Origin of the sequence: Aminobacter aminovorans, from assembly GCF_900445235.1 — a bacterium.
Taxonomy (GTDB): Bacteria; Pseudomonadota; Alphaproteobacteria; order Rhizobiales; family Rhizobiaceae; genus Aminobacter; species Aminobacter aminovorans.
The window spans coordinates 103,525-124,509 of record NZ_UFSM01000002.1; the positions used below are offsets into that span (position 1 = coordinate 103,525).

The following is a 20,985-nucleotide window of genomic DNA, read 5'->3' on the forward strand; positions in this document are numbered from 1 at the left end:
GTTCTTGCGGCGTTACGCTGCCGAAGCGGACATGGCATGCCCCTTGAAGGCTGCCGCCAGAATACGCCGCTCGTCGAACTCGTCTTCGAGCAGTTCGTCTTGAATCTCCCCCGCCGCCACCACGAGAATTCGGTGACACAGATGAAGCAGTTCCGAGATCTCGGACGAAACGACGACAATGGCAGCACCTTGACCGGCAAGGTCCTGGATCAGCCGATAAATCTCGGCCTTTGCGCCAACATCGATGCCACGCGTCGGTTCGTCGAAAATGAAAATCTCAGGGCGCGACAACATCCATTTGCCGATCACCAGCTTCTGCTGGTTGCCGCCGGAGTTGGTACGCGCCGACTTGGCCAGCTGGCCACGAAACTGCAGCTTCCTGGCCATGTCACGCGCGGCCGTCTTGGCACGGGTCCATGAAATGAACCCACCGCGACAGTAATCGGCCATCGAAGCCATCAGCAGGTTCTCATGGCCGGAAAGGGTGGTAACCAGACCCTGATCCTTTCGGTCCTCGGGGATGTAGGCCATGCCGTTGCGGATGGCATCGGTCGGAGCACGGATTGTTATTGCCACCCCGCGCTTGGCAATCTCCCCGCGGTCTCGCGGATCGGCTCCAAAAATGCTGCGCATGATCTCCGTGCGTCCGGCACCTACCAGGCCGGCAAATCCGATCACCTCACCGGCCTTCACATCAAAGCTGACATTGTTGAATACGCCGTCGCGGCCGAGATTACGCACCGTAAGCACCGGCTCTCCGATACGACGGTTTCGCTCGGGAAAAAGTTCTGTCAACGGGCGCCCGACCATCAGCTCGATCAGGTCATGGGCACCGTTTAGCGATGCCGTCGGGAGTGTTTTCACGTGCTGGCCACCGCGCAACACGGTGATGCGGTCGGCAAGTTCGAGCACTTCGTTCAGACGGTGCGAAACATAAAGAATCGCCGTGCCCTCGGCTCTCAGCCGCCGCAGTATTCTCAACAAAGCGCCCGCTTCCTTGTCCGAAAGAGAAGCCGTGGGCTCGTCGAGGATAATGACCGGGGCCCTGAGCACCAGGGCCCGGGCAATTTCGACAATCTGTTTCTGCCCGGTAGAGAGGGAGCCCGCCAATGCGCGCGGGTCGATCTCCTCTTCGCAGTCGAGCGCCCGGAACATGTCGCGGGCAATGCTTTCGGCGGCGCGACGGTTGAAAAGTTGGCGATCGATACCCGATCCTGGCTCGTTGCCGAGCACGACATTTTCGGCCACCGTCATGCCGGGAACGATCATCAACTCCTGAAAGATCGTGACCACGCCGCCCCGCCTTGCCTCTCCCGGCGAAGCAAAGCTGACAGCCCGTCCGTCGAGCATCACACTGCCTTCACTCGGCTGGGCGTCCCCCGACAGGATACGGATCAGCGTTGATTTGCCCGCGCCATTCTCACCAACCAGCGCATGGACCTCGCCACGGCGCAGGTCGAGGCTGACCTGATGCAACGCGCGCACACCCGGATAGTCTTTGCCGACAGCGTCGACGGCGAGGACCGGCACTTCGCCTTCCAGATTGTCAGACTGCGCCATCTCTTGCCCTCCCAGACCATGTCGATGCAGCGTGGAAATACGACCGCCAGGCCACGCATCCTAAACTAGGCCGCCGGAATAGCAGCGATCATGTCAAGTTCGACCCGTGCGCCCGGAGCACTCAGATTGTTGATTGCCACCAGCGTTCCAGCCGGTCGCCAGTCTCCGAAATGCTCGTTGAGCACGGCGTACATGTCATCCATGTCGCGCATATCGGTAACGTACTTCGTCAGCTTCACCACGTTGCGCCACGTCAATCCCTTGGCATCCAGGACAAGTTTGATGTTTGCCAATGCCAGGCGCGTCTGCTCGCGCATGTCATGGGGCAGCACATGCTCCTCCGCGACATGCGGATGCTGATGGTAGAGGGGGGAGGCCGTGGCGCCGGCGATAAACAGCAACCCGCCAAAGCCGGTCACCTCCACTGCAGGAGCGTAAGGCATATTCGCGGCCTCTTCCGATCGCGGATGCACTGGTTGTATCGCCATCATGGCCTCCTCCGTATCGTTGTCAGGCTGCGGCGCGGATGTTGCGCCAGTTGACCTTCTGCGAGCGGGGCGGCGTGATGCGGTTGCGCAGGACACCCAGGCCGGCAGCTTCGAGTTCGACGACATCACCGGTCGAAATCCACCGCTCGAGTTCGAAACCGCAGCCATGGTTGACCGTGCCGGAACCGATTACGTCGCCAACATTCACCGTCTCGTCCTGCGAGGTGTAGGAGATCATCTCCTCGAAACTCCACTGCATTTCGCCGGGCGTCGATTCAGCCCAGACCTCGCCATTGACCAGCACGCGCATCGGCGTGTTGAGAACGTCTGGCATTTCATCAGGCGTTACAATCCAAGGCCCCAGCCCCCAGGCAAAATCCTTGCCCTTGAACGGACCGGTGTTATTGGCCATCTCGCCGCGTTGAGTGTCTCGCGCCGAAAAGTCGTTGAGCAGCGTGTACCCAAGGATATGCTTACCGGCCTCGGCCGCATCGACGTTACGCGCCGAGAGCCCTACGACAGCAGCGATCTCGAGTTCGAAATCCAACTTCTTGGTATATTCGGGCCACTGCACGTCGTGATCGTGGCCAATGATCGAGGTTGGATTGGCCTTGAAGGCGAACGGACGTTCATACCATTCCGGCGGCAGCTTCAGGCCCATCTTGCCGAAAGTCGACAAGAGATGGTCTTCGAAGGCGGCGAAGTCGCGCAACACCGGCACCTTGATCGGCGGCATGAGCTTTACATCCGCAAGCCGATGCGCAAGCGCTTCGCCCTTCGGTCCGCGCAATTTGGTTGCGGCGATGTCATCCCACTCAGCCACAAGCCAGTCCTCGATTTCACGAACCGGATCGAGGGACGGCCCATATAGGAGCGCCACGGCATGGAGATCGGCTGGAGCGAAAGCGTCGGCGCGCAAAGAGGGGCACGGTTTGCCCCTGGCCGCCGAGAACGCTGCGTAGGCGGCGTTGACGTCAACGATCCAGCCCTTGCCATCCCTGGCGGCCGCGACCGGATCGCTGTTGGCAGCATCGATCCGGACGATACCGAACCTGTCGACCGGGCCAAGCGGGCCATCAATTCGAAATGTTGCAATCTTCATTGTGTCACCTGCGCAATATCAACCTTGTCGTCGGCGTCGGTGCCGGGGAAAGGTCCCTGCTTGATTTCGATCAGACGCGTTCTTGGCTCGAGGAACTCGACCTCGTGGCCTTCGGCCATCAACAAAAGGTCGTTGGGTTCGAGAAAGACGTCACCCAAGGACACGCCTTGCCGTGTGAAGATGCCGACCCGAGCGCGTCCGCTCTGACACATGAGAATCTGGTGTCTGGTAGGCAGCGGGGGGAGTGGCTCATTCGGCACGTGATAGTGAGGAAGGGTGATCGCTCCCTTCTGGCGCTCGAGCATGATGATCTGCAACGGCCAGCCATTGTCCGTCACATGGGCTTTCGTGGTGCGTTCAAGTGTCGGGTCCGCCACCTTGTAGGCTTCCTGGACATGACGGATTTCATCCTCGGTTTCCATGAATGGCGGGAACCTGTCGAACGCGCTGAAGTGGCCGCCGATGTAGATAGCGATCGTCCTGTTGTCGTCAGGCGCGCGGTAGAAGCGCACATGGTCAATATTCTGGTCTGGATGAGGGCTGGACATTTTTTCCTTCATTGCGTTTGCCAAGACGAAGCGACCTTGCGTCAGCGGGGCTCTATCGTATTGCTTGCCGCCCGCCGCGCCTCTAATCGCCACCGTCGCATCTGCCCATGCGAGCCACCAGACTGCAAATCCGGAACTTTATGTTTCGATTTTGATCACCACGCCATAATTTTTGCAAATGAAAAAGTATGGCGGTTTTTATTGCCTATCACGAAATTTTCTGCCATTTTTTGCATACCGACAAGAACCGCACTACAGCGGCTGAGGTTGCAAGGCGCCAAGGACCTCGATGACAATGAGGCCCCACTGGCCGGCCAATAATCCGAATGGGAGAAATCATTGATTAATTTCAATGACTACTACTACTTTGCTCAAGTCGTGGAAAACAGTGGCATCACTGCCGCCAGCAAAGTGCTAGGCCTGCCGAAGTCGAAGCTCAGCAGGCGGATCGCCGAGCTAGAGGCGCGTTTGGGGGCAAGGCTGATCCAGAGAACACCGCGCAGCTTCCTCGTTACCGAATTAGGCAGCGAATTCTACGAGCACGCTCGAAAAATGATGCTGGAAGCACGAGCGGCTGAGACGGCAGTCAAGCGCAGGCTCGTCGACCAGACGGGCACGATCCGGCTGTCGAGCTCCCCTACAGTTTCGCGCCTTTGCTTTGCGGAGATCATGCCAGCGTTCCTGCGTAATTTTCCGAACACCCACGTCAAGCAGGAAGTGCTGAACCGGCCTGCGGATATGACCAACCGGATGTCGGACCTGTTCATTCTGTCTCATGAAGATGCACTCGATGACTCAACCATGATCCAGCGTCGGCTGCTGATCGAGCCACGGCATCTGGTTGCCAGCCGTGAATATATTGCACATTCGAAACCGCCGGCCGGTCCCGACGATCTTATGTCACACCAAATGCTGGCGACGTCCGAGACGTCCACTCAGATTAGGTGGGACCTGACCGAAACCTCGACCAATCGGCAATCATGTCAATGCCTTACGCCCCGCCTTGCCAGCAACGACATTTTTGCTGTCGCCGCGGCTGCCCGCGCTGGCGCCGGCATCGCCGCGTTGCCGGCATCTGTCTGCGGCGATGACATCAGGACAGGCGAACTCATTCATATACTGCCTGAATGGACTGCCGGTGCGACCATGGTCAGCGCCTTGCTGCCATCTAAGCAAGGTGTGTTGCCAGCTGTCCGAGCATTGCTTGACCACATTACCGAACAATTGCCGCCAATTGTCGCCGCCCTGCACCCGCATAGGCAGGCGGCAAGGGCGGCCCAGTAGAACCGACACTCAGATGTGTGGACATACCCAATGATATATGAGCTACGCTACTACGAATGCGTGCCGGGAAAGCTACCTCTGGTCCTCAAGCGTTTCGAGGATCATGCGTTGCCGATCTGGAACGAGTTGGGTATCCGATCACTCGGTTTCTGGACAACCGCGATCGGCGAAAACGACCAATCTCTCCACTACATGCTAGCTTGGGAAGACCTCGCCGAACGAGAGGCGAAATGGCCCGCCTTTGCTACGGATCCGCGGTGGCAGTTGGCCAGGAAGCTTAGCGAGCCCGCTGGTCCACTTGTCGCCAAAGTCACCAACTCGATCTTAAAACCGGCTCTGTATGGAACAACGACAGCCTTTTTAGCAGCCGACTGACTGGCATGCGCAGGCGCCATTCAGGATTATATGCATCGGGCCTCGCGAGGATTTTTCCGCTCTATCGCCGCGGCCATGGTCATCGATGCCCATGCAGACGCCGAACTCGGCAAGGCCAACACTCCCGTGGCGCCGAACTGCCCGTGTTGATTACGCTCAGCGTGTCTATGTGCGAAGACAGTCTGATGCGTGCCTTGATGAACTTGGTCGCAGAGATTACGAAAGTTGATAGCGGTTGCCTTTAGGCCATCGACCCATGCCGCGCTCAAAGGCGAAGAAGGGGTTTGACGCAATCGGGATCACATCGTCAGGGGAGTCATAGTCTGGATTGTGCAGCGCCGGGTGCCGCCCGCCTGCTCCCAGGAAGAACATCGCCGAAGCCGCATTGTGGTCGAACACGCCGAACTCTTCCGATGCCAGCATCGGCAGGTTGTCTTCTGACGCTGCGGCGCTACACGGCGATTGTCCGTTTCGACCGCCGCGGCGAATTCTCCTACCATGCGGAACAGGCCCTCTCGTAATAGACAGATGGCTTCCGCCCGCAGGGAGGGGCAATGACCGTGGGGACCTTGCACATCTCGGAAATCGTGCAGACAAGCTGGAGCAGCGAACAGCTTCGCCTCGATGCGCCTGCCTTCTGCCCTGCTTGCTCCTTGGAGCAATGGGCCGAAGAGAGAATTACCTTCGGCGGGCAAAGAGCAGCGCATAAGGCGCAGACATCGGAACGTCCGCCAGGACGGACATGCCGGGGGATGTCGAAGCAAATTCGCGTCCGGCTCGATCGGTCAACAAGGTGACCTAAGGAGGTTCAGCATAGCGCAGCGGAGCGAGAGCCGGGCTGATCACCTCCGACGAGCGGTCAATTCGCCGGTGTGATCTTGGCGCCGGCAGACATTATAGTTCGGCACCGATCGCCTCCAGCCTGTCGGCCGCCCGCATCACCCGAACGAGCTGCGCCTGGATGCGTTCGTCGAAATCAGCAAGCCGCCGCTCGATTTCAGCCTTTTCGACCTGGAGGGAATCCAGCGTCAGGCCGTCCAAGGCCGCACTGATTCAAAGACGACGGGCGGGTCGTCTGGGTGCGTGACTGACCACGCATCTATGACTACTCACTTCGTCTGGTCCGCTGACCATTTCACGCGCTCGGCCAGCAATGCTGCAAACGGCTTCACATTCATATTGCTGCTCGCCTCTTCCAGCCCGGTCAGATAAGCCTTCCGGTCATCAACCCTGACGACGGTCCAAGGGTAGCCGCCCGACGCTAGCATTGCGTTCATCAAAAACCGTGCCATGCGGCCGTTGCCATCCGGGTAAGGGTGCACGTAGCCGACAAGCCAGTGCCCCAGCACAGCGCGCACAGACGCTTCCTTTTCCGCCTCCAGCAAATCGAAAAGTTCGCTCATGCCGTCGGCCACCGCTTCTGTTCGCGGCGGGACATGCTGCGAACCGCGAAGGTACACAGGATGGTTCCGATAGCCGGCAAGTGCGCTGGCCTTCAGCAGGCCTGCAGTTACCGACGGCACGAACAACTCCCGGTACCACTCCCTATGTTTATCTCGCGTCAATGCGCCCCCAGGCGCACCGTTGATAATGGCGGCAACTGAATCTTTGACCTTCTGAAATGCGAGGTAATAGCCGCGCGCTGCCAGCGCGTCGCGGTTCCTGCGGTCTTCCTCATCGATATCCGGGTTCCAGCTTCCTTGACGCACCCGGTCGATGAGTTCCGGCGTGACGCTGTAGCCTTCGATGGATAGTGAGTGATAGGCATCGCTCTCGTAGATATCCTCGACAAACTTCATGTAGGCGTCTTTGTCGTACGGCAGGCCGGGGGCCTTCGGGAATACCTCGATGATGGCTTCACGCTGCGACTCCCAGATAGCGCGCAGGCGGGCAACCAGCGGTGGCACGCCTGCCGCTATGGTGGTCACGCCAGACTGCCTGGCGAACGGATCGGCCTCGCGCAGATCGTAGCCGGCCGCTTTGAAGGCAGCCACAATCTCATCGGCAAAGGCGTCGCGTCCTACGCGCCGGAATGCGCCAGCAATCCGGCCAGCCACAGCGGAATGGCCGCCATCTAATAGCAGTGCAAGTACTGTTGAGACATCGCGCACCGATGCCATGGCGACCTGCATTTCGATCGGCGCGCGCTGGAAGAAACTCTCCGGCACGCGGATAAGTGCGGCCTCAACCGTGAACACGCGCTGGCCGTTCTTCTCTGTCAGCTCGGCTGGCATCTCCCTGACCTTGAGGTCATAAAGGGATGTCTCGAATAGCAGGGTGATCTTGTTGTTTGAACCTTTAGGCGTGTTCACCACCACCTGCGGCGGGATGGTAGGCGCTTCGGCATGCAGCAAAAGTGACTGCTCGGGCGACAGGAACCAATCCTTGCCAAACCGCTCATTGCAGTACAGGGAGCAAAATTCCCAGAAGCTTGCGTACCAGGGGGTGGTGTCCTGTTGCTGAGCCTGTGGGCTAGACGACATGACCCACCCCTTGATCACATCGCGCAGGAAGCCGTTCTGCAGCAGGCGCTCGCGGTGAACGCGGGTAAGCTCATCTGACTTAAAGATGCGCCGCCCGCCCTCTTGCAGCTTTTTGAGGATGGCTAGGGACTCCGCGAGTTTTTCATGGGGCTTGGCCATGGCCGTGCCTTTGCAAGTTTTTAGCGTTGTGCGATTACAAGTATATAGTGCAGTGTGATTGCAAGTCAATTGTGCCGTTGACATACAAGTTTTTAGAGCTGTGCAATCACAAGTTTTTAATGCAAAAGTCCGGTGTCGTGGCCTCCATTTAAGAAGCCTACCCTTAGCAAGCCACAGAAACGGAGGAGCGGGCCGGCGCGCTGTAAGCACCGGCCCTAAAAGGGTCAGGCGACTGCGATATGCGTGTCGATGCGCGAGCATGACGTTGAAGCGCCAGGCGGTCAGCGGCTGGGTGGCAACGGTGTAGGCCACAGCGTGGGCGTCGCGACTTCGAATCTCGTGCCGTTGCTCGGCGACATGGATCGCATAGGTCGGCGCCAACTCGGACAGCACGTAGACGTAGGCCGTGGCGGTCGGGGCATTGAGACCGTATTCGCGAGCGAGTGCCGAGGCCGGCATGCTGAGGAAGATGGCAGCCACGAGCATGGCGAGGCCACCGAAGAAGAGGCTTCGGAACGTTCGAACCATGTGGGTTCCTTTCAGGGTTGATTTGCCGGGATCACGCCGAAAAGAGTTACCTCCGGCTGGCCTGTGGAGGAGCAGCGCATAAGGCGCAGACATCGGCACGTCCAACAGGACGGATATGCCGGGGCGATGTCGAAGCAAATTCGCGTCCGGCTCGATCGGTCAACAAGGTGACCTAAGGAGGTTCAGTATAGCGCAGCGGAGCGAGAACCGGGGCTGATCACCTCCGACGAGCGGTCAATTTGCCGGGGCGATCTTGGCCGGCAGACATTATCGCATAGGTTCGGGAAAGGCTGTCGCTAGCTCTCTGTCACGATGCGAGCACATGGATTCTCACGCCCGGAACAACCTCGCGGGCAATCTCGCATAGGTGTTGATGGTGCGTGAGGTATATTACCTGGCCGGTCTTGGCCATTTCGCCAAACAGCCTGAACACTTCCTCCGACCTCACATGATCGAAAGTTTCCATGATGTCGTCAGCGATAAACGGTACTGAGGCGCGGACTTGCGCGAACTCGTAATAACCAGCCAGTCTCAGCGCGAGATAGAGCTGAAAGCGAGCGCCCTTCGAGAGTGCGTCGGCCACCTTGGATTGCCCGTCACGTTGCATGGCAATGAGGGCTTCCCCACCTTTGACGGGTTGGGTCGTCAGGCCGATGTATTGCCCTCTCGTCATCAGCGCAAAGGCGTCAGAGGCGCGTGCCATCATGCTTGAGCGATGACGTTCCCGGTAAAGGCGCAGCGCGTTTGCCGCAGCCATGACACCCAGTTTCAGTTCAATGAACCTTACCGCCTTTTCTTCGATGTCGAGTAGTATGGTCCGGCGTTCGGCATCGATACGAGCAACCGCACTGTCTCCACCGATCGCCTCCAGCCTGTCGGCCGCCCGCGTCACCCGAACGAGCTGCGCCTGGATGCGTTCGTCGAAATCAGCAAGCCGCCGCTCGATTTCAGCCTTTTCGACCTCCAGGGAATCCAGGGTCAGGCCGTCCAAGGCCGCCATCGCCTGAACTGTGTTATCTACTGCGAGCTCGATGCAAAGCTTCTCCTCGAGTTCGATCACCAGGCGCCCCAAGCGGTCCCGCTCGCGCAGCTGTTCCTCACGCTCGATGACTTCGGCGAGCGTATCGACAGCGAAGATCTCAAGCACTTCGCTCTTTTTCTGATCGTGGGCCACAGCCTCTTGCTCGAGGCTTTCCTTGATATCATTCAAACGCTCCAATTCGATGACGAGGCTCGCCCTGTTCTCGCTTGCGCGATCGGCGAGCTCCAGGCGCCGTTGAAAGGCCACCACGAGCTGCGCCGGATCGTCATCATCGACAGCATGGTTCACTTCAATTGCAGCGTTTGCGACTTCAACGATGAAGTTCGCCCGGTCTGCTTGCATCTTGTCGATGCGCAGTTGCAATGCCTCGCGATCCTGGAGAGATCTAGACAGAAGAGCCAACTGGTCGAGGACGCTACCAAGACCACGTATCACAACGCTACCCTCGAGCCATGTTCCCCTGATCGTCTCGGCAACCGCAAGAAGCCAATCCTGCTCGTGCCGTTCCGCCAGTTCGACTGCGCGCCGTCTGTTTGCGAGCTCCTCTTCCTTGGCAGCTACCGTCCGGAACGCCTCGGCCCGCTCGGCATCGATTCTGGTTTGCCGCACCAAGAACTGGTCGGCAACGGCAATTGCCGTCTCCAGACTGTCTCCGGCGTTCGGGGCGATTCCGACGCTCTCCAGCGCCCCAGCCAGCGCAAGCAACGTGACCGCTCCGTCATCGCTCGCACGCATGGCCCTCTTGCGGGCGACAACGATCTTCGTCCAGGCGTCGAGAGCCTCCTTGCGAGCCGCAGCGCGATCCTCGGTCAGTTCTATCAATCGCTCGGCTGGGACTTCCTGATTGTGAGCGAGCAGGTCGCCTGCCGCAGTCGCCACTTCTGCAACCAGCGCTTCACCATCCAGGCGGTTCGCGTCAAGGGCAGCATGCGCTCGGGTGAGGATGGCTTCGGTTTCAGCGAGCCTCTGCCTCGCTGCGCGCATTTCAGCAAGCACATGCGCATTGGTCAGTCTGACAAACCCAGCAGCGTCGTCACGTGCAAGGGCCAAGGCAAACTGATCGGCTGTTTCGCCAACCAGCTCGCCCCTATGCCTTTGCCAAGCCTCGTCGCGATATCGACGGATCGCTGCAGCCGTCCGGAACGTCCGCGGAGGAACGAAAGGCATCGAGCCGGCTCGATAGCAACGCTTTCAACTCCTCATGCTCAGCAATGCGCGTGGCAAGCACCGCCTTCGTCTTGGTGAGCTCGGCCGAGCGCCCTTTCCACGCACTGACCTGTGATGTGCTGGGAACTGAAGTTCCAGACAGTGACCGGGCATCGCCTGTCCAGGGTAGCAGGCGGCGTAATGCGGCCTCCCACAAGGCGCCGTTCTCATCCTCAATCTCGCGCGCCGCTTGGATTTCGCGAAGGTGGCTGCTTTCCCTGGCCTTCGAAAGCGATGCCATCACCCGCGCCCTCGCCGGTGCTGGCACGGCCGGCTCATCGCCAACACGCTCACGTGCGGCCTGTAGGGCGTCGAATGAGGCCGAGGCCTCATCCCGCGCGACACGCACACTGGTGGCTATGCCCGATCGCTGTTCGAGCAGATTGCGCAGCGCCCCCACAATCGCCGCAGGTACAAGCAATTTTTCCGGATCTGTTTCAAACGGCCGTCCGAGGGACGATAGGCAACTCGCAACTGCATTGTCGAGGATTTGCAGTTCGGTTTTCCGTGCCGGCAGGTCGAGGCCGGCCGAAATGTAACGCGCCTTGGCGTCTGCCATGGCGTGCACCCATTCCGATACAGCAAGTATTTGTTCGTCCAGCTGGATTGATCGCATCCTGCCATGAACTCTTTCGAGCTCATCAGCGATCGCGGACTGCCTCGTCCTGAGGCTTGCGTCGTCGTCGATCATCTCTGCGACGCTGCCCGTCCACTTCAGGGCAGGCTTGACACGGTCCGGCAGTTCCGCCAGACGCGCCTTCTTCTGCTCTATCTCTTTCAGCATTGGGAATGCGTGCAGAAGCCTCGAAATAGTCCCCAGCCGTCCGGTCAGGGCCGCGCGTTCAGACACACTGCGATCATACTGTTCCTTAGCGTCACGACGCTCGGATTCCAGGCTTTCGTAGGTCGATGCAAGTGTGTCTATCGCCTCGCGCGCGGCCTTCAGTTCGGCTAGGCGCTTCTTGAGGAGCGCAATCTCGGTGTTCTGAGCTTGCCTGCGGTGGATTTTGTCCGCATCCGTCTCAAGAGCGCCAAGGATGTCGCTGGCATGACCAAGTCCGGCACTGGCCGTAAACAGCAGCTTGCCCAGATCTCCGCGCGACTCCAGAATTGCCCTCCCACCGGCTTCCAGCGTCTCGTCATCGAGCGAGAACATGGTGGTGTAGGCATCGCGGGAAAGACCAGCGAGATGAGCAGAAAGCGCAACTTCGCTCACCGGTTGGCCGACTTCATTGAACAACGAGTTGTTGCGCTGCTTGGTGCGGGCGAAAACCTGCACTTCGCCTGAAAGTTCGAGCACACCGCCAACACGCATGGCGCCATACTCATGCATGAAATTGTAACGGCTGCGCTCCTCGATCCCGAACAGGAGATCAAGATAGCCTGACAGCGCAGTCGACTTGCCGGCCTCGTTCAGCCCGAAGACGATATGAAGGTCGGGCCCTTGCTCCGGCCTTTGCCCGAAATCGATCGTCTTGTCGGTGAACTTGCCGTAGCGGACCAGATCAAGGCGCCTGAGCCTCATTGCACGCCACCTGCCTTGAGGCGGGCGGTCACCAGTTCGGCGCCCCCGGTAAGGACTCGGTCGAGAAACTCCCCCAACGCAGTTTCATCCTTGCCCGCGAAATCGCGTGCGTCGGGCGGCAGGTCTGCGAGCGTCCTCATCACGAGCGCCCTCGCTTCGTCGCGAAAGGCTTGGGACCGAATGTCTGCGCCCATGGTTTGAGCAAGCTCGAATATCGGGTCGGCAGCGCCTTCAGATGCCTGAGAGCTGTTGTCCGACAGCTCGAGTTCGAGCTTTTCCACCCAGATATCGCCGATGTGTTCACCCAACTGTTCGGCCTCAGCCAGCAGCAGATCCCTGTCACGGATAATGCTCCATGACAGTGGCGACGAGCCCATAAGCCTCAGACGGATCACGGCATGGCGCGACCTGACAGTCATTCGAACCTTCTCCAAGGCAATCCGAATGCGCCCTAAGGCTTCCGCCCATTCCACTGTTTCCGTCAAGTCGACGTCCACACGCTCGAACTGCGCAATGCTTACCGCCCTCTCCTCGATCTCGATCGAACGGTCGTCACGGACAGTCACCAGGGTAACGGACTTCTCTCCGGCCTCATTGATGTCCCTGCCCTGAGGTATTCCCGGCATCACAACCATAGCGGTTCCGGGATAGACCTTGCGGACATGGACATGGCCAAGTGCCCAGTAGTCAAAACCATGCCGCTGCAGGTCGGCTACGCTGCATGGGGCATAGACATCGTGGCCGGGAGAACCGGCAAGGCTGGTGTGCATGATGCCGATGTTGACCACGCTTTCCCGGGCAGCCGCATATTTGGGAAGAAGGCTCTCGGGCGCCTTTGAGCTGGCAAAGCTCAAGCCATGGAAGGCAACGTCGAACCCACCAGCTGTCTGGAGCACTGTCTGAGCCCGGCCGCCAAATATCGTCACGGTTTCAGGAAACGTGAGCTGCTTGGATATTCGCGACAGTGCGTCATGATTGCCGCGGATCTTGTAGACCATCACGCCGGCCTGATGAAGGCGCATCATCTGGGTGGCCAGAAAGCGTGCAGTCTTCATCGACGTCTGATCGCCGTCATAAAGATCGCCGGCGATAATGAGTGCATCGACCTGCTCCGAAAGGCAGAGGTCGACGATTGCGGCAAAGGCTTGCCGGCTCGCATCGCCAACAAGCTCAGCAAGCTCGGCATTCCGCAGCGCCAGCGACCGCAACGGCGAGTCGAGATGAACATCGGCTGTGTGGACAAATCGAAACGCCATGCAGGTCTCCAGCCACAGAAGGCGAGCATGTCTGCGGCGACTATTGATATGGCGACACCGGAACAGCTTTCGCTGCGAGTGGACGCAACGCTGCTTTATTGCGTTGGAAAAGCAGCTTGTCAAAGTTCAGGCAGGGTCGGGCGGAAGAATATCAACCTGGCGCCATAAACGCTGGCCCAGCCTGCAAATTGGCTGAAGCTATCCAATTGCGATTGCGTTGTTCAACGGTGTGAGTCCGTAGCCATCGCACCAGCGATGAGGCGAACCCGGGGGCTGATGGCTGCCATGGTCGCAGTCATGAGTTGATCAGGGAAATTGCACGGCATCGAAGTGTTGACAGCTTGCGCCTGACGCTCAGCATTCGCCTGAATGTCTTCGAAGATTGCCTTCATCGTCGGGGTGCCAACACCCGCGATATCCGCCGTCTGCATGAAATGACGGGGCACGATGTCATGAATTGCGTAGTGACGGGTTTTTCCGACCGACATTGCGAGCTTGAATTTCTTGCGGGGGACCTGGCCCTGGTCAAGGCTCGGCTGTGCGGTCAGGACGTCGTAAAGCGGTGTCATGCGGAACCGTCCGCCGGGCCCCAGGAAGATGCTCTCGAACACCGGGAGACGCCTGGCTCGTGGTGGCCGGAATGGACCGATTGGCTCGATGGGCATTCCACGCCTCCGGCCAAAGTTGGGGAACACGGTTTCGGAGCGATCGGCTCGGCGCCCGGCACATATGTGTACGAGAAGTGAAAGATGCTGCGGCGATTTTTGATCGCGATCAAAGTTGGTCCGTCGCTGTCCTGCTTGGATGCGGGTCGTCAAACGCATCTACAGGAGGCATTCATGTTTACCAGCAACGTCGGCCCTTTAGACCGCGGCATCAGGATCGTTATTGGGCTCGTGGTCCTGTCGCTTCTTTTTATCTATCCGACGAGCGACTGGCGCTATGCGGGCCTGCTCGGCCTTGTCCCGCTGCTAACCGGACTTGCCGGCACGTGTCCGCTCTACAGCATGCTCGGCCTTTCGACCTGCCCTACGCAGCGCGGCTGAGTGGCCTGACTGGAGCGGTTCCGCAGGCAAGCATGTCATCCACCCGGCTTGAACGAATCGCGGCACCTCGATGCTCGACCGTCAGAACCGACCCGGACTGACTTCGGCGGAAGCTGCCCAGCGCCCCGCCGTACCTTAGACGCCGGAACTGTCTTCCCGCATGTTCCGGTTCGGAAACAATGCCAGCATTGTGGCGCGTTAGTGAGTCCGAAGTTGACGTCCGTGTCCAAAAGATGGGCTAACTTGACTGCTTTGCCAGGCGTACAATGGGTGAGATGAAGCACCAGGCGATTCCACTTCTCGATCGCCTTCATTGCGATCTTAGCATGCTTGCCGGGGTGGACCGTCCAGTCCTGCCAAGCTTGGAATAGGCTGACCGGGGAGATTCCAAGGGTCAGCCTTGGACGTTTTCATCCGCTTCATCGCTGCGGTCGGGCACGAAGGCTAGCCCGTACCCGAAAAGGCGACCAACCCTCATAATCGTCTCATAGGTCGGGTTAGCGTTCCCGCTTTCCATCTCAGCGACCTGTCGGCGGGTCAGTCCGATCAAGGCAGCAAACTCCTCTTGAGACTTTCCAAAGGTCATGCGGATCTCCTTAAGGTCATCCGGAAACCGCAAACGGCCCGCCGCTGCTTTTACGCCGAGCGCCTTTCGACGTGCCCTGACCTCTTCTTTGCTTGGCCTGCTGAATCTCGCCATATCTACCTCACCGCCCGGCGCAGTGCCTCAACCACGTCGCTGCACCTCACTGTTGCTTGCTCTACTGCCTCAGCAAGCGCACCTTCCTCGATCGCGACGGCTGGCGCAGCTTCAAGAGCGTCGGCAAAGGCCACGAGCCCTTCGGCCAGCGCCGTTCCGTCAATCCCGTCACCGGATACGGCGTCGCATACACGCGACCAATCAGGCGCGTAATCGGAGCCTTTGTCTTGCATGCAACGCCATTTAGTTGAGCGTGCGATCACGTCATCCGCCAGCTTCATCGGCGCGAAGTCGTAAAGGGGAGAGAGCCTCGCTGCGCCGTCGGAATATTTGGACATTGCAGTGTTACGGCCATGGTTATCGGGATTTCCCATTGCTAGGTTGGTTGCATCTCGTTTGAGATACTCGAGCACATCAGCCTGCGGATCCGCGGAATAGGCCTTCACGATTTCCACGTAACGTTCGTGAGCATCGATGTGACCGAAATCTGACACGCCGACTGCGGACGTCATGCTCTCCTGACCAACCCTGGCTGTGCGCCCGCGTTCGTCCACGTATCTGTCGAAACGGGGGATTATCATTGTTCCGTTTCCGGCTGTCGATGGTGCGTAGACATGCAGGCCGATGCGGGCGGCCACCTGCGAGTAAACAGCCTCTGTTTTAAGAATGAGTCCGTCAATGTCGCCGCCGCGCTTCAGCTTGACGATGAGGTGTTCGACGGCCTCATCATCAGCCACCAGAGGGTCGGGATAGTACAGTCCGTCCTTAGCAAGCGTCAGCGCAACCTTTGGCCACTCGCCTTGAAGGCCACTAGAACCGGAGGCGATCATGGCGTGCTTGTCGACGACTTCCACGAACAGATCCGTGCGATCGAGGATGTCGTCAAGGGCTAGCCCCGTGCGAATAACGCCTTGGAGTCGTTTGGCTTCCTGTTCGGCTGCTTCCTTGATCCTGACATTGCCGATCGTGCTGCCCCCGGATCGCATCAGTAACGGTAGGTCCGAGGCACGGCTGTCTGGTGGAAGTCCGAGTGCCTTGGCGAGCCTGATACGCGCATGGCCTTGTGGGAGGAGGTCAAGCAGGAATGGAGGCCAGCGCGGAGTGCGCTTATCCGCTAAGCTTAAAGGATATTTGAAAGAGACGGCCCGGAAGTCCGTAACGGGGCGTTCATCTGCGAATTCGACCGCACCTTTTTCAGCGAAGTAATCGACATCGTAACTGACGGTCGCTCCGGCGAGGAAACCAGCGTCGGGCTGCTCAAAGGAAACCTCTGCAGCATCGAACCAGCGGTCACTCACAAACGTCTGAAGCGTGATGATCATGAAAAAACCCTCATAATGGGTTATATAATCGCAAAATTACGAATTAACAACCCATCAAAAGGGGTTATATTGAAGACCCATACTCAAACTTTCATTTCGGCTTGGAACAAGCGCTTTGCATCCTAGTAGGGGTCAGAACAAGAGCCGTGCTAATCGTACGATAAGGGCGAACCAAACGGGAACTCATGCGGCCCGCAGCAATCCGACTGGAAAACTCAGCGACCGGAAGCCTTCCGGCAGGTACTTTCGCTGAAATCGAGACCGCCAGCGCGGCGATGCAGGAAGCGACGGAAGGAGAAATTCTCCTTATGAAGCCGTCCGCGATCGACGAGCTCGGCACGACTTCCAGCTTTGCGATGCGCCTCATTGATCGCGATGGAAACGGGGCGGAGGCGCTGCAGAAAGCCTCTGACAAGCTCATCAAGCTCACAGCCTACAGCAAGCTACTCCAGAACGTCCGCGTCGATGGACTACCGAGCGGCCCGAGCGGCCGCCTCCATATTGACCGTGCGAAAGCGGAGGCGTTGGGCGTCAACTTGTCGACGATAACCGTTGTAGCGGTTAAACTGGAGAGGGCTTACCGACCATTCGGGCGTGACCACTTCCGCCAAGGGGGCCATGCCGCCCTTATCGTTGCGAATGTGAAGCTTGAGTACGCCTTCCACCTGCATGCGGTCCTTGGCCTGGGCCTGCGTGATCTCGGCAGGTGCGCTGATGTTTCTCGCGCGAAGCGACTTCCACGATCCGGGCTTCCTTGTTCCGTTCGCGCTTGCCGCTCTCGGACTCACGCTCAGCATTGGGCTGACGGCTTCGTCGATCGCCATCATGGGATCAGTCGATGCGAGCAAGGGCGGCGCGGCGGGCTCGCTTGAGGCGACGGGTTATGAACGCTGGCCGGCTATCGCAGCCTGTCCCGTGCACATCATTGACCGACATTTGAAGAGTAGAGGACATGCAGATCATTGAGACTGAGCGCCTGATCCTCATGCCTTTCCGGGAGGGCGATGCAGAAGACCTCTTCGCCTATCTGCGCGCGCCCACGGTCCCTTGCTTTCTATCGCTGAGCTCGCGGATCTGGCTGAAGCGGAGATCGAGGTCAAAAAACGCGCCCTCGACGAGGGCAGCGTGGCGATATGCCTGAAACAGACCGGTCAGGTCATCGGCGATCTGTTCGGCGGCGCCGGAGAGGAGGAGGAAGACGGGAGCACCTCGGTCGGCTGGCACCTCAACCCGCAGTTCCGCGGCCAGGGAAATGCGTTCGAGGCCGCAAGAGCCCTGCTCGACCATCTGTTCCGGGCAAAGGGCTTTCGCCGACTTTATGCCTATGTCGAAGACCACAAAAAACCCTCACAGCGCCTCTGCGAAAAGCTGGGCATGCGACGAGAAGGTCTGTTCATCGAGTTCGTATCGTTCACTAATGACGATGCGGGCAATGCGATCTACGAAAACACCATGCAATACGCCATCCTGCGTAGGGAATGGATGACTTTGACGGCTTCGTTCGCATAACGCTCGCGTGATGGGCAGAAGGCAATGATCGGAGCCTCAATCTGACGGTTTGCGATGAATCAAAGCCCGGCCCGTCCATTGGGTTAAAAACGCTTGCGGCCATCTGGCCGCTGTTTGGACCGAAGCGAAATCCGATGAAACTCATGACACGTCTCTCGCTGACTACGCAGCTGAGGGTGCTCTCACGGATCTGCGGCTCCCTATCCTCCTGTCGCACTGAAATAGCGCCTGTGAGAGCTGACCATGACATTGGCTGACAGTCCGCCAGAAAGAGTTGACATGCCCCAGCCTATCGCGACGGCCGATCCGTTTCCCGGCCTTTCAGAGGCCGAGGCACAAGCCCGGCTGGTTGCCGAAGGGTTCAACGAACTGCCGAGGTCCACACAACGTACACCGTTGCGGATTGCATTCGAGGTCATTCGCGAGCCGATGCTTGCGCTCCTGTTTGGCGGCGGCGTTGTCTATCTGCTTCTGGGCAATCTGGAGGAAGCGCTGATCCTGCTGGCCTTCGCCACGATGTCGATCGGCATAACCATCATACAGGAGACACGCACCGAGCGTGTCCTGGAGGCGCTGCGTGATCTCACCAGTCCCCGCGCCCTGGTCATACGCGCTGGTGAACGCAAGCGCATCGCGGGTCGAGAAGTCGTCCGGGGCGATGTCGTCGTGCTTGGCGAGGGCGACCGGGTGCCTGCCGATGCCACGCTCCTGCAGAGCCAGGACCTTCAGAGCGACGAATCGCTTTTGACTGGTGAGTCCGTGCCGGTTCGGAAGATTGCCGCCGACAGCGCCTCGCCATTGACCGAACGTCGGCCAGGCGGCGACGACCTGCCTTTCATATTCTCGGGTTCGCTGATCGTTCGCGGTTCGGGTATAGGAGAAGTCTGGGCGACGGGGCCACGAAGCGAAATCGGCAAGATCGGCCACTCGCTGAGTTTAATGGAGACAGAACCACCGCGATTGCAGGCACAAATGCGGCGCGTTGTCCGTATTTTCGCAATGGTCGGCGGCGCGGTCAGCGTCGTCGCGGTCCTGCTTTACGGGCTTCTGCGGGGCGGATGGCTTGACGCCGCGCTGGCAGGCATCGCGCTCGGCATGTCTATGCTGCCGGAAGAGTTTCCCGTCGTGCTGACGATCTTCATGGCCATGGGTGCGTGGCGCATATCGCAGGCGCGCGTCCTGACCCGCAGGGCCGCCGCGATCGAAACCCTTGGTTCGGCGACGATCCTTTGCACCGACAAGACAGGCACGCTCACCGAGAACCGGATGACGATTGCCGAGCTTCGGACGGCGGATGGAAAGTCGTTTCGGATTGCGGACAAGCCGACCGCCGATCTGCCGGCGGCATTCGCCGATCTGGCAGAAACTGGTGTGCTTGCCAGTACCGAGATTCCTTTCGACCCCATGGAGATCGCATTTCACAAACTCGGCAAGGAACGACTGTCCAAACGCAAGATTCTGGACAAACTGGATTGGGAACTGGTCCGCGCCTATCCGCTTCGACCCGGTCTACTGGCGATGTCCAATGTCTGGCAATCAACAGGCGGCAAGGACAATTCGCTGATTGCGGCAAAAGGAGCGCCGGAGACGATCGGAGCGCTATGCCATCTGAACGCAAAGGATCTGAAGGCCTTGCAGGGTTCGGTCGAAGCCATGGCGGCCGAGGGGTTACGTGTGCTGGGCGTGGCCCGTGTGTTTCATCGCGGCGACGCCTTGCCAGAGACGCAACACGATTTCAAATTTGAGTTTCTCGGGCTGGTCGGCCTGACTGATCCACTGCGCGCGAGTGTCCCCGATGCCGTAAACGACTGCCGTTCGGCCGGCATCAGGGTGATGATGATCACCGGCGACTACCCGGCAACCGCCAAGGTGGTCGCGCGCCAGGCCGGCCTCGACGCCGAAAGCGTGGTGACCGGCAGCGAGATGCAGTCGCTCAACGACGAAGAGTTGGCGCTGCGTGTCAAAACCGCAACCGTGTTCGCGCGCATCATGCCCGAACAGAAGCTTCGTATCGTCACCGCGCTGAAGTCGAATGGTGATATCGTCGCCATGACTGGCGATGGGGTCAACGACGCACCGTCGCTGAAGGCAGCCAATATCGGCATTGCCATGGGTGGCCGTGGTACCGACGTTGCCCGCGAAGCGTCGGCGATCGTCCTGCTCGACGACGATTTCGGTTCGATCGTCAAAGCCGTTCGGCTTGGCCGCCGTATATTCGACAATCTGCGCAAGGCCATGGGGTTCATCTTCGCCGTCCACGTGCCGATTGCCGGTCTCTCGCTGCTGCCGTTGCTGTTTGGCCTGCCAATCCTGTTCGGGCCGATACATATCGCCTTTCTGGAGATGGTGATCGATCCGGTGTGTGCGCTGGTCTTCGAGGCCGAAACCGAGGAAGACGATGTGATGCGCCGTCCGCCTCGCAACCCGGACGCTCCATTGTTCTCCGGCGCCTTGATCGGATGGGGACTTGTTCAGGGGACGCTGGCCTTCGCATTTCTCGCGGGCATATACCTTGTCGCCCTGAAGCAGGGCATGGCCGAGAACGAAATCCGGGCGCTGATTTTTTTCTCGCTGGTGCTGACAATCGTGGGGCTGATTTTTGTCAACCGCTCCTTCAGCGCATCGCTTCTGACCGCGATCATCAGGCCCAATCGATCGCTCATTTTTGTTGTCGTGGTCGTCGCTTCAACGCTGGGCGGCACACTTCTGTGGCCGTTCGCCACCAGTCTCTTTCGCTTCGGGCCGCTGCATCTCAACGATCTGGCGGTGACGTTTGCGGCGGGATTTGCCGTGTTGGCATGCCTGGAGTTGCTGAAGCCACTCTGGCGCAGGCACCTGAAGGGCTAGAAGCA

The 20,985-nt window shown here is 59.2% G+C and carries 20 protein-coding genes and 1 pseudogene; 6 read left to right on the forward strand and 15 right to left on the reverse strand.

Annotated features, from left to right (window positions below):
• Window positions 1-12: 12 nt before the first annotated feature.
• The 4 genes from DY201_RS25025 to DY201_RS25040 all read right to left on the reverse strand — a co-directional run bounded on the left by DY201_RS25025 (window position 13) and on the right by DY201_RS25040 (window position 3,710).
• Window positions 13-1,560 (reverse strand): sugar ABC transporter ATP-binding protein, encoded by a 1,548-nt coding sequence (locus DY201_RS25025; RefSeq protein ID WP_115734048.1) that lies wholly within the window; start codon window positions 1,558-1,560, stop codon window positions 13-15.
• Between the two features lie 65 nt (window positions 1,561-1,625).
• Window positions 1,626-2,051: a RidA family protein gene (locus tag DY201_RS25030; protein WP_165915989.1), complete on the reverse strand. Its 426-nt coding sequence runs from the start codon at window positions 2,049-2,051 to the stop codon at window positions 1,626-1,628.
• A 19-nt stretch (window positions 2,052-2,070) separates the two neighbouring features.
• Entirely contained in the window at window positions 2,071-3,150 is a 1,080-nt protein-coding gene (locus DY201_RS25035) for a fumarylacetoacetate hydrolase family protein (protein WP_115734050.1), read from the reverse strand.
• Window positions 3,147-3,710: a cupin domain-containing protein gene (locus DY201_RS25040; RefSeq protein WP_131922388.1), complete on the reverse strand. Its 564-nt coding sequence runs from the start codon at window positions 3,708-3,710 to the stop codon at window positions 3,147-3,149. The genes DY201_RS25035 and DY201_RS25040 overlap by 4 nt, the downstream gene beginning before the upstream one ends.
• 327 nt (window positions 3,711-4,037) lie before the next feature.
• Between DY201_RS25040 and DY201_RS25045 the strand changes: the two genes are divergently transcribed.
• The gene (locus DY201_RS25045) at window positions 4,038-4,982 is read left to right on the forward strand and encodes a LysR substrate-binding domain-containing protein (protein WP_115734052.1); all 945 of its coding nucleotides are present in this window, start codon (window positions 4,038-4,040) and stop codon (window positions 4,980-4,982) included.
• Window positions 4,983-5,012: 30 nt separating this feature from the next.
• On the forward strand, window positions 5,013-5,357 hold the full coding sequence (locus DY201_RS25050; RefSeq protein WP_115734053.1) for an NIPSNAP family protein: 345 nt from the start codon (window positions 5,013-5,015) through the stop codon (window positions 5,355-5,357).
• Between the two features lie 216 nt (window positions 5,358-5,573).
• Here DY201_RS25050 and DY201_RS25055 read toward each other — a convergent pair whose 3' ends face one another.
• From DY201_RS25055 to DY201_RS29190, 7 genes are all read right to left on the reverse strand, one after another.
• Complete coding sequence (locus tag DY201_RS25055; RefSeq protein ID WP_425358762.1) at window positions 5,574-5,780, reverse strand: hypothetical protein; 207 nt, start codon at window positions 5,778-5,780, stop codon at window positions 5,574-5,576.
• Between the two features lie 471 nt (window positions 5,781-6,251).
• Window positions 6,252-6,398 carry a hypothetical protein gene (locus tag DY201_RS29185; RefSeq protein WP_165915988.1) on the reverse strand — a complete coding sequence of 49 codons (147 nt, stop codon included), beginning with the start codon at window positions 6,396-6,398 and terminating at the stop codon, window positions 6,252-6,254.
• A gap of 68 nt (window positions 6,399-6,466) precedes the next feature.
• Window positions 6,467-8,527 carry a Fic family protein gene (locus DY201_RS25060; protein ID WP_245432162.1) on the reverse strand — a complete coding sequence of 687 codons (2,061 nt, stop codon included), beginning with the start codon at window positions 8,525-8,527 and terminating at the stop codon, window positions 6,467-6,469.
• Between the two features lie 307 nt (window positions 8,528-8,834).
• Window positions 8,835-10,736: an ATP-binding protein gene (locus DY201_RS29615; RefSeq protein ID WP_245432163.1), complete on the reverse strand. Its 1,902-nt coding sequence runs from the start codon at window positions 10,734-10,736 to the stop codon at window positions 8,835-8,837.
• Window positions 10,657-12,300 (reverse strand): ATP-binding protein, encoded by a 1,644-nt coding sequence (locus tag DY201_RS29620; RefSeq protein ID WP_245432164.1) that lies wholly within the window; start codon window positions 12,298-12,300, stop codon window positions 10,657-10,659. The genes DY201_RS29615 and DY201_RS29620 overlap by 80 nt, the downstream gene beginning before the upstream one ends.
• Complete coding sequence (locus DY201_RS25075) at window positions 12,297-13,556, reverse strand: metallophosphoesterase family protein (RefSeq protein WP_115734056.1); 1,260 nt, start codon at window positions 13,554-13,556, stop codon at window positions 12,297-12,299. Before DY201_RS25075 ends, DY201_RS29620 begins: the two co-directional genes overlap by 4 nt.
• Window positions 13,557-13,777: 221 nt before the next feature.
• The gene (locus DY201_RS29190; protein ID WP_165915987.1) at window positions 13,778-14,125 is read right to left on the reverse strand and encodes a type II toxin-antitoxin system HipA family toxin; all 348 of its coding nucleotides are present in this window, start codon (window positions 14,123-14,125) and stop codon (window positions 13,778-13,780) included.
• Window positions 14,126-14,395: 270 nt separating this feature from the next.
• Between DY201_RS29190 and DY201_RS25085 the strand changes: the two genes are divergently transcribed.
• Window positions 14,396-14,602 carry a YgaP family membrane protein gene (locus tag DY201_RS25085; protein WP_115734058.1) on the forward strand — a complete coding sequence of 69 codons (207 nt, stop codon included), beginning with the start codon at window positions 14,396-14,398 and terminating at the stop codon, window positions 14,600-14,602.
• Between the two features lie 35 nt (window positions 14,603-14,637).
• On the opposite strand, the gene DY201_RS29870 is transcribed toward DY201_RS25085, so the two are convergent.
• The 3 genes from DY201_RS29870 to DY201_RS25100 are packed head-to-tail and all read right to left on the reverse strand — an operon-like array spanning window position 14,638 to window position 16,624.
• Complete coding sequence (locus DY201_RS29870) at window positions 14,638-15,000, reverse strand: poly-beta-hydroxybutyrate polymerase N-terminal domain-containing protein (RefSeq protein ID WP_115734304.1); 363 nt, start codon at window positions 14,998-15,000, stop codon at window positions 14,638-14,640.
• The gene (locus DY201_RS25095) at window positions 14,997-15,302 is read right to left on the reverse strand and encodes a helix-turn-helix domain-containing protein (RefSeq protein WP_115734059.1); all 306 of its coding nucleotides are present in this window, start codon (window positions 15,300-15,302) and stop codon (window positions 14,997-14,999) included. Before DY201_RS25095 ends, DY201_RS29870 begins: the two co-directional genes overlap by 4 nt.
• A gap of 2 nt (window positions 15,303-15,304) precedes the next feature.
• Window positions 15,305-16,624, reverse strand: coding sequence for a type II toxin-antitoxin system HipA family toxin (locus DY201_RS25100; RefSeq protein ID WP_115734060.1), 1,320 nt, complete (start codon window positions 16,622-16,624; stop codon window positions 15,305-15,307).
• Window positions 16,625-16,899: 275 nt separating this feature from the next.
• Between DY201_RS25100 and DY201_RS29625 the strand changes: the two are divergent.
• Window positions 16,900-17,118 (forward strand): annotated as a pseudogene (locus DY201_RS29625) (hypothetical protein); the annotation flags it as partial.
• Here DY201_RS29625 and DY201_RS29775 read toward each other — a convergent pair.
• Window positions 17,095-17,451: an efflux RND transporter permease subunit gene (locus DY201_RS29775; RefSeq protein WP_115734305.1), complete on the reverse strand. Its 357-nt coding sequence runs from the start codon at window positions 17,449-17,451 to the stop codon at window positions 17,095-17,097. The pseudogene DY201_RS29625 and the gene DY201_RS29775 overlap by 24 nt on opposite strands.
• Before the next feature lie 220 nt (window positions 17,452-17,671).
• Here DY201_RS29775 and DY201_RS25115 point away from each other — a divergent pair, with 220 nt between their 5' ends.
• Together DY201_RS25115 and DY201_RS25120 are read left to right on the forward strand one after the other, a co-directional pair.
• On the forward strand, window positions 17,672-18,133 hold the full coding sequence (locus DY201_RS25115) for a GNAT family N-acetyltransferase (protein WP_342635219.1): 462 nt from the start codon (window positions 17,672-17,674) through the stop codon (window positions 18,131-18,133).
• Window positions 18,134-18,412: 279 nt separating this feature from the next.
• Entirely contained in the window at window positions 18,413-20,980 is a 2,568-nt protein-coding gene (locus DY201_RS25120; RefSeq protein WP_115734061.1) for a cation-translocating P-type ATPase, read from the forward strand.
• The last annotated feature ends 5 nt before the right edge of the window (window positions 20,981-20,985 follow it).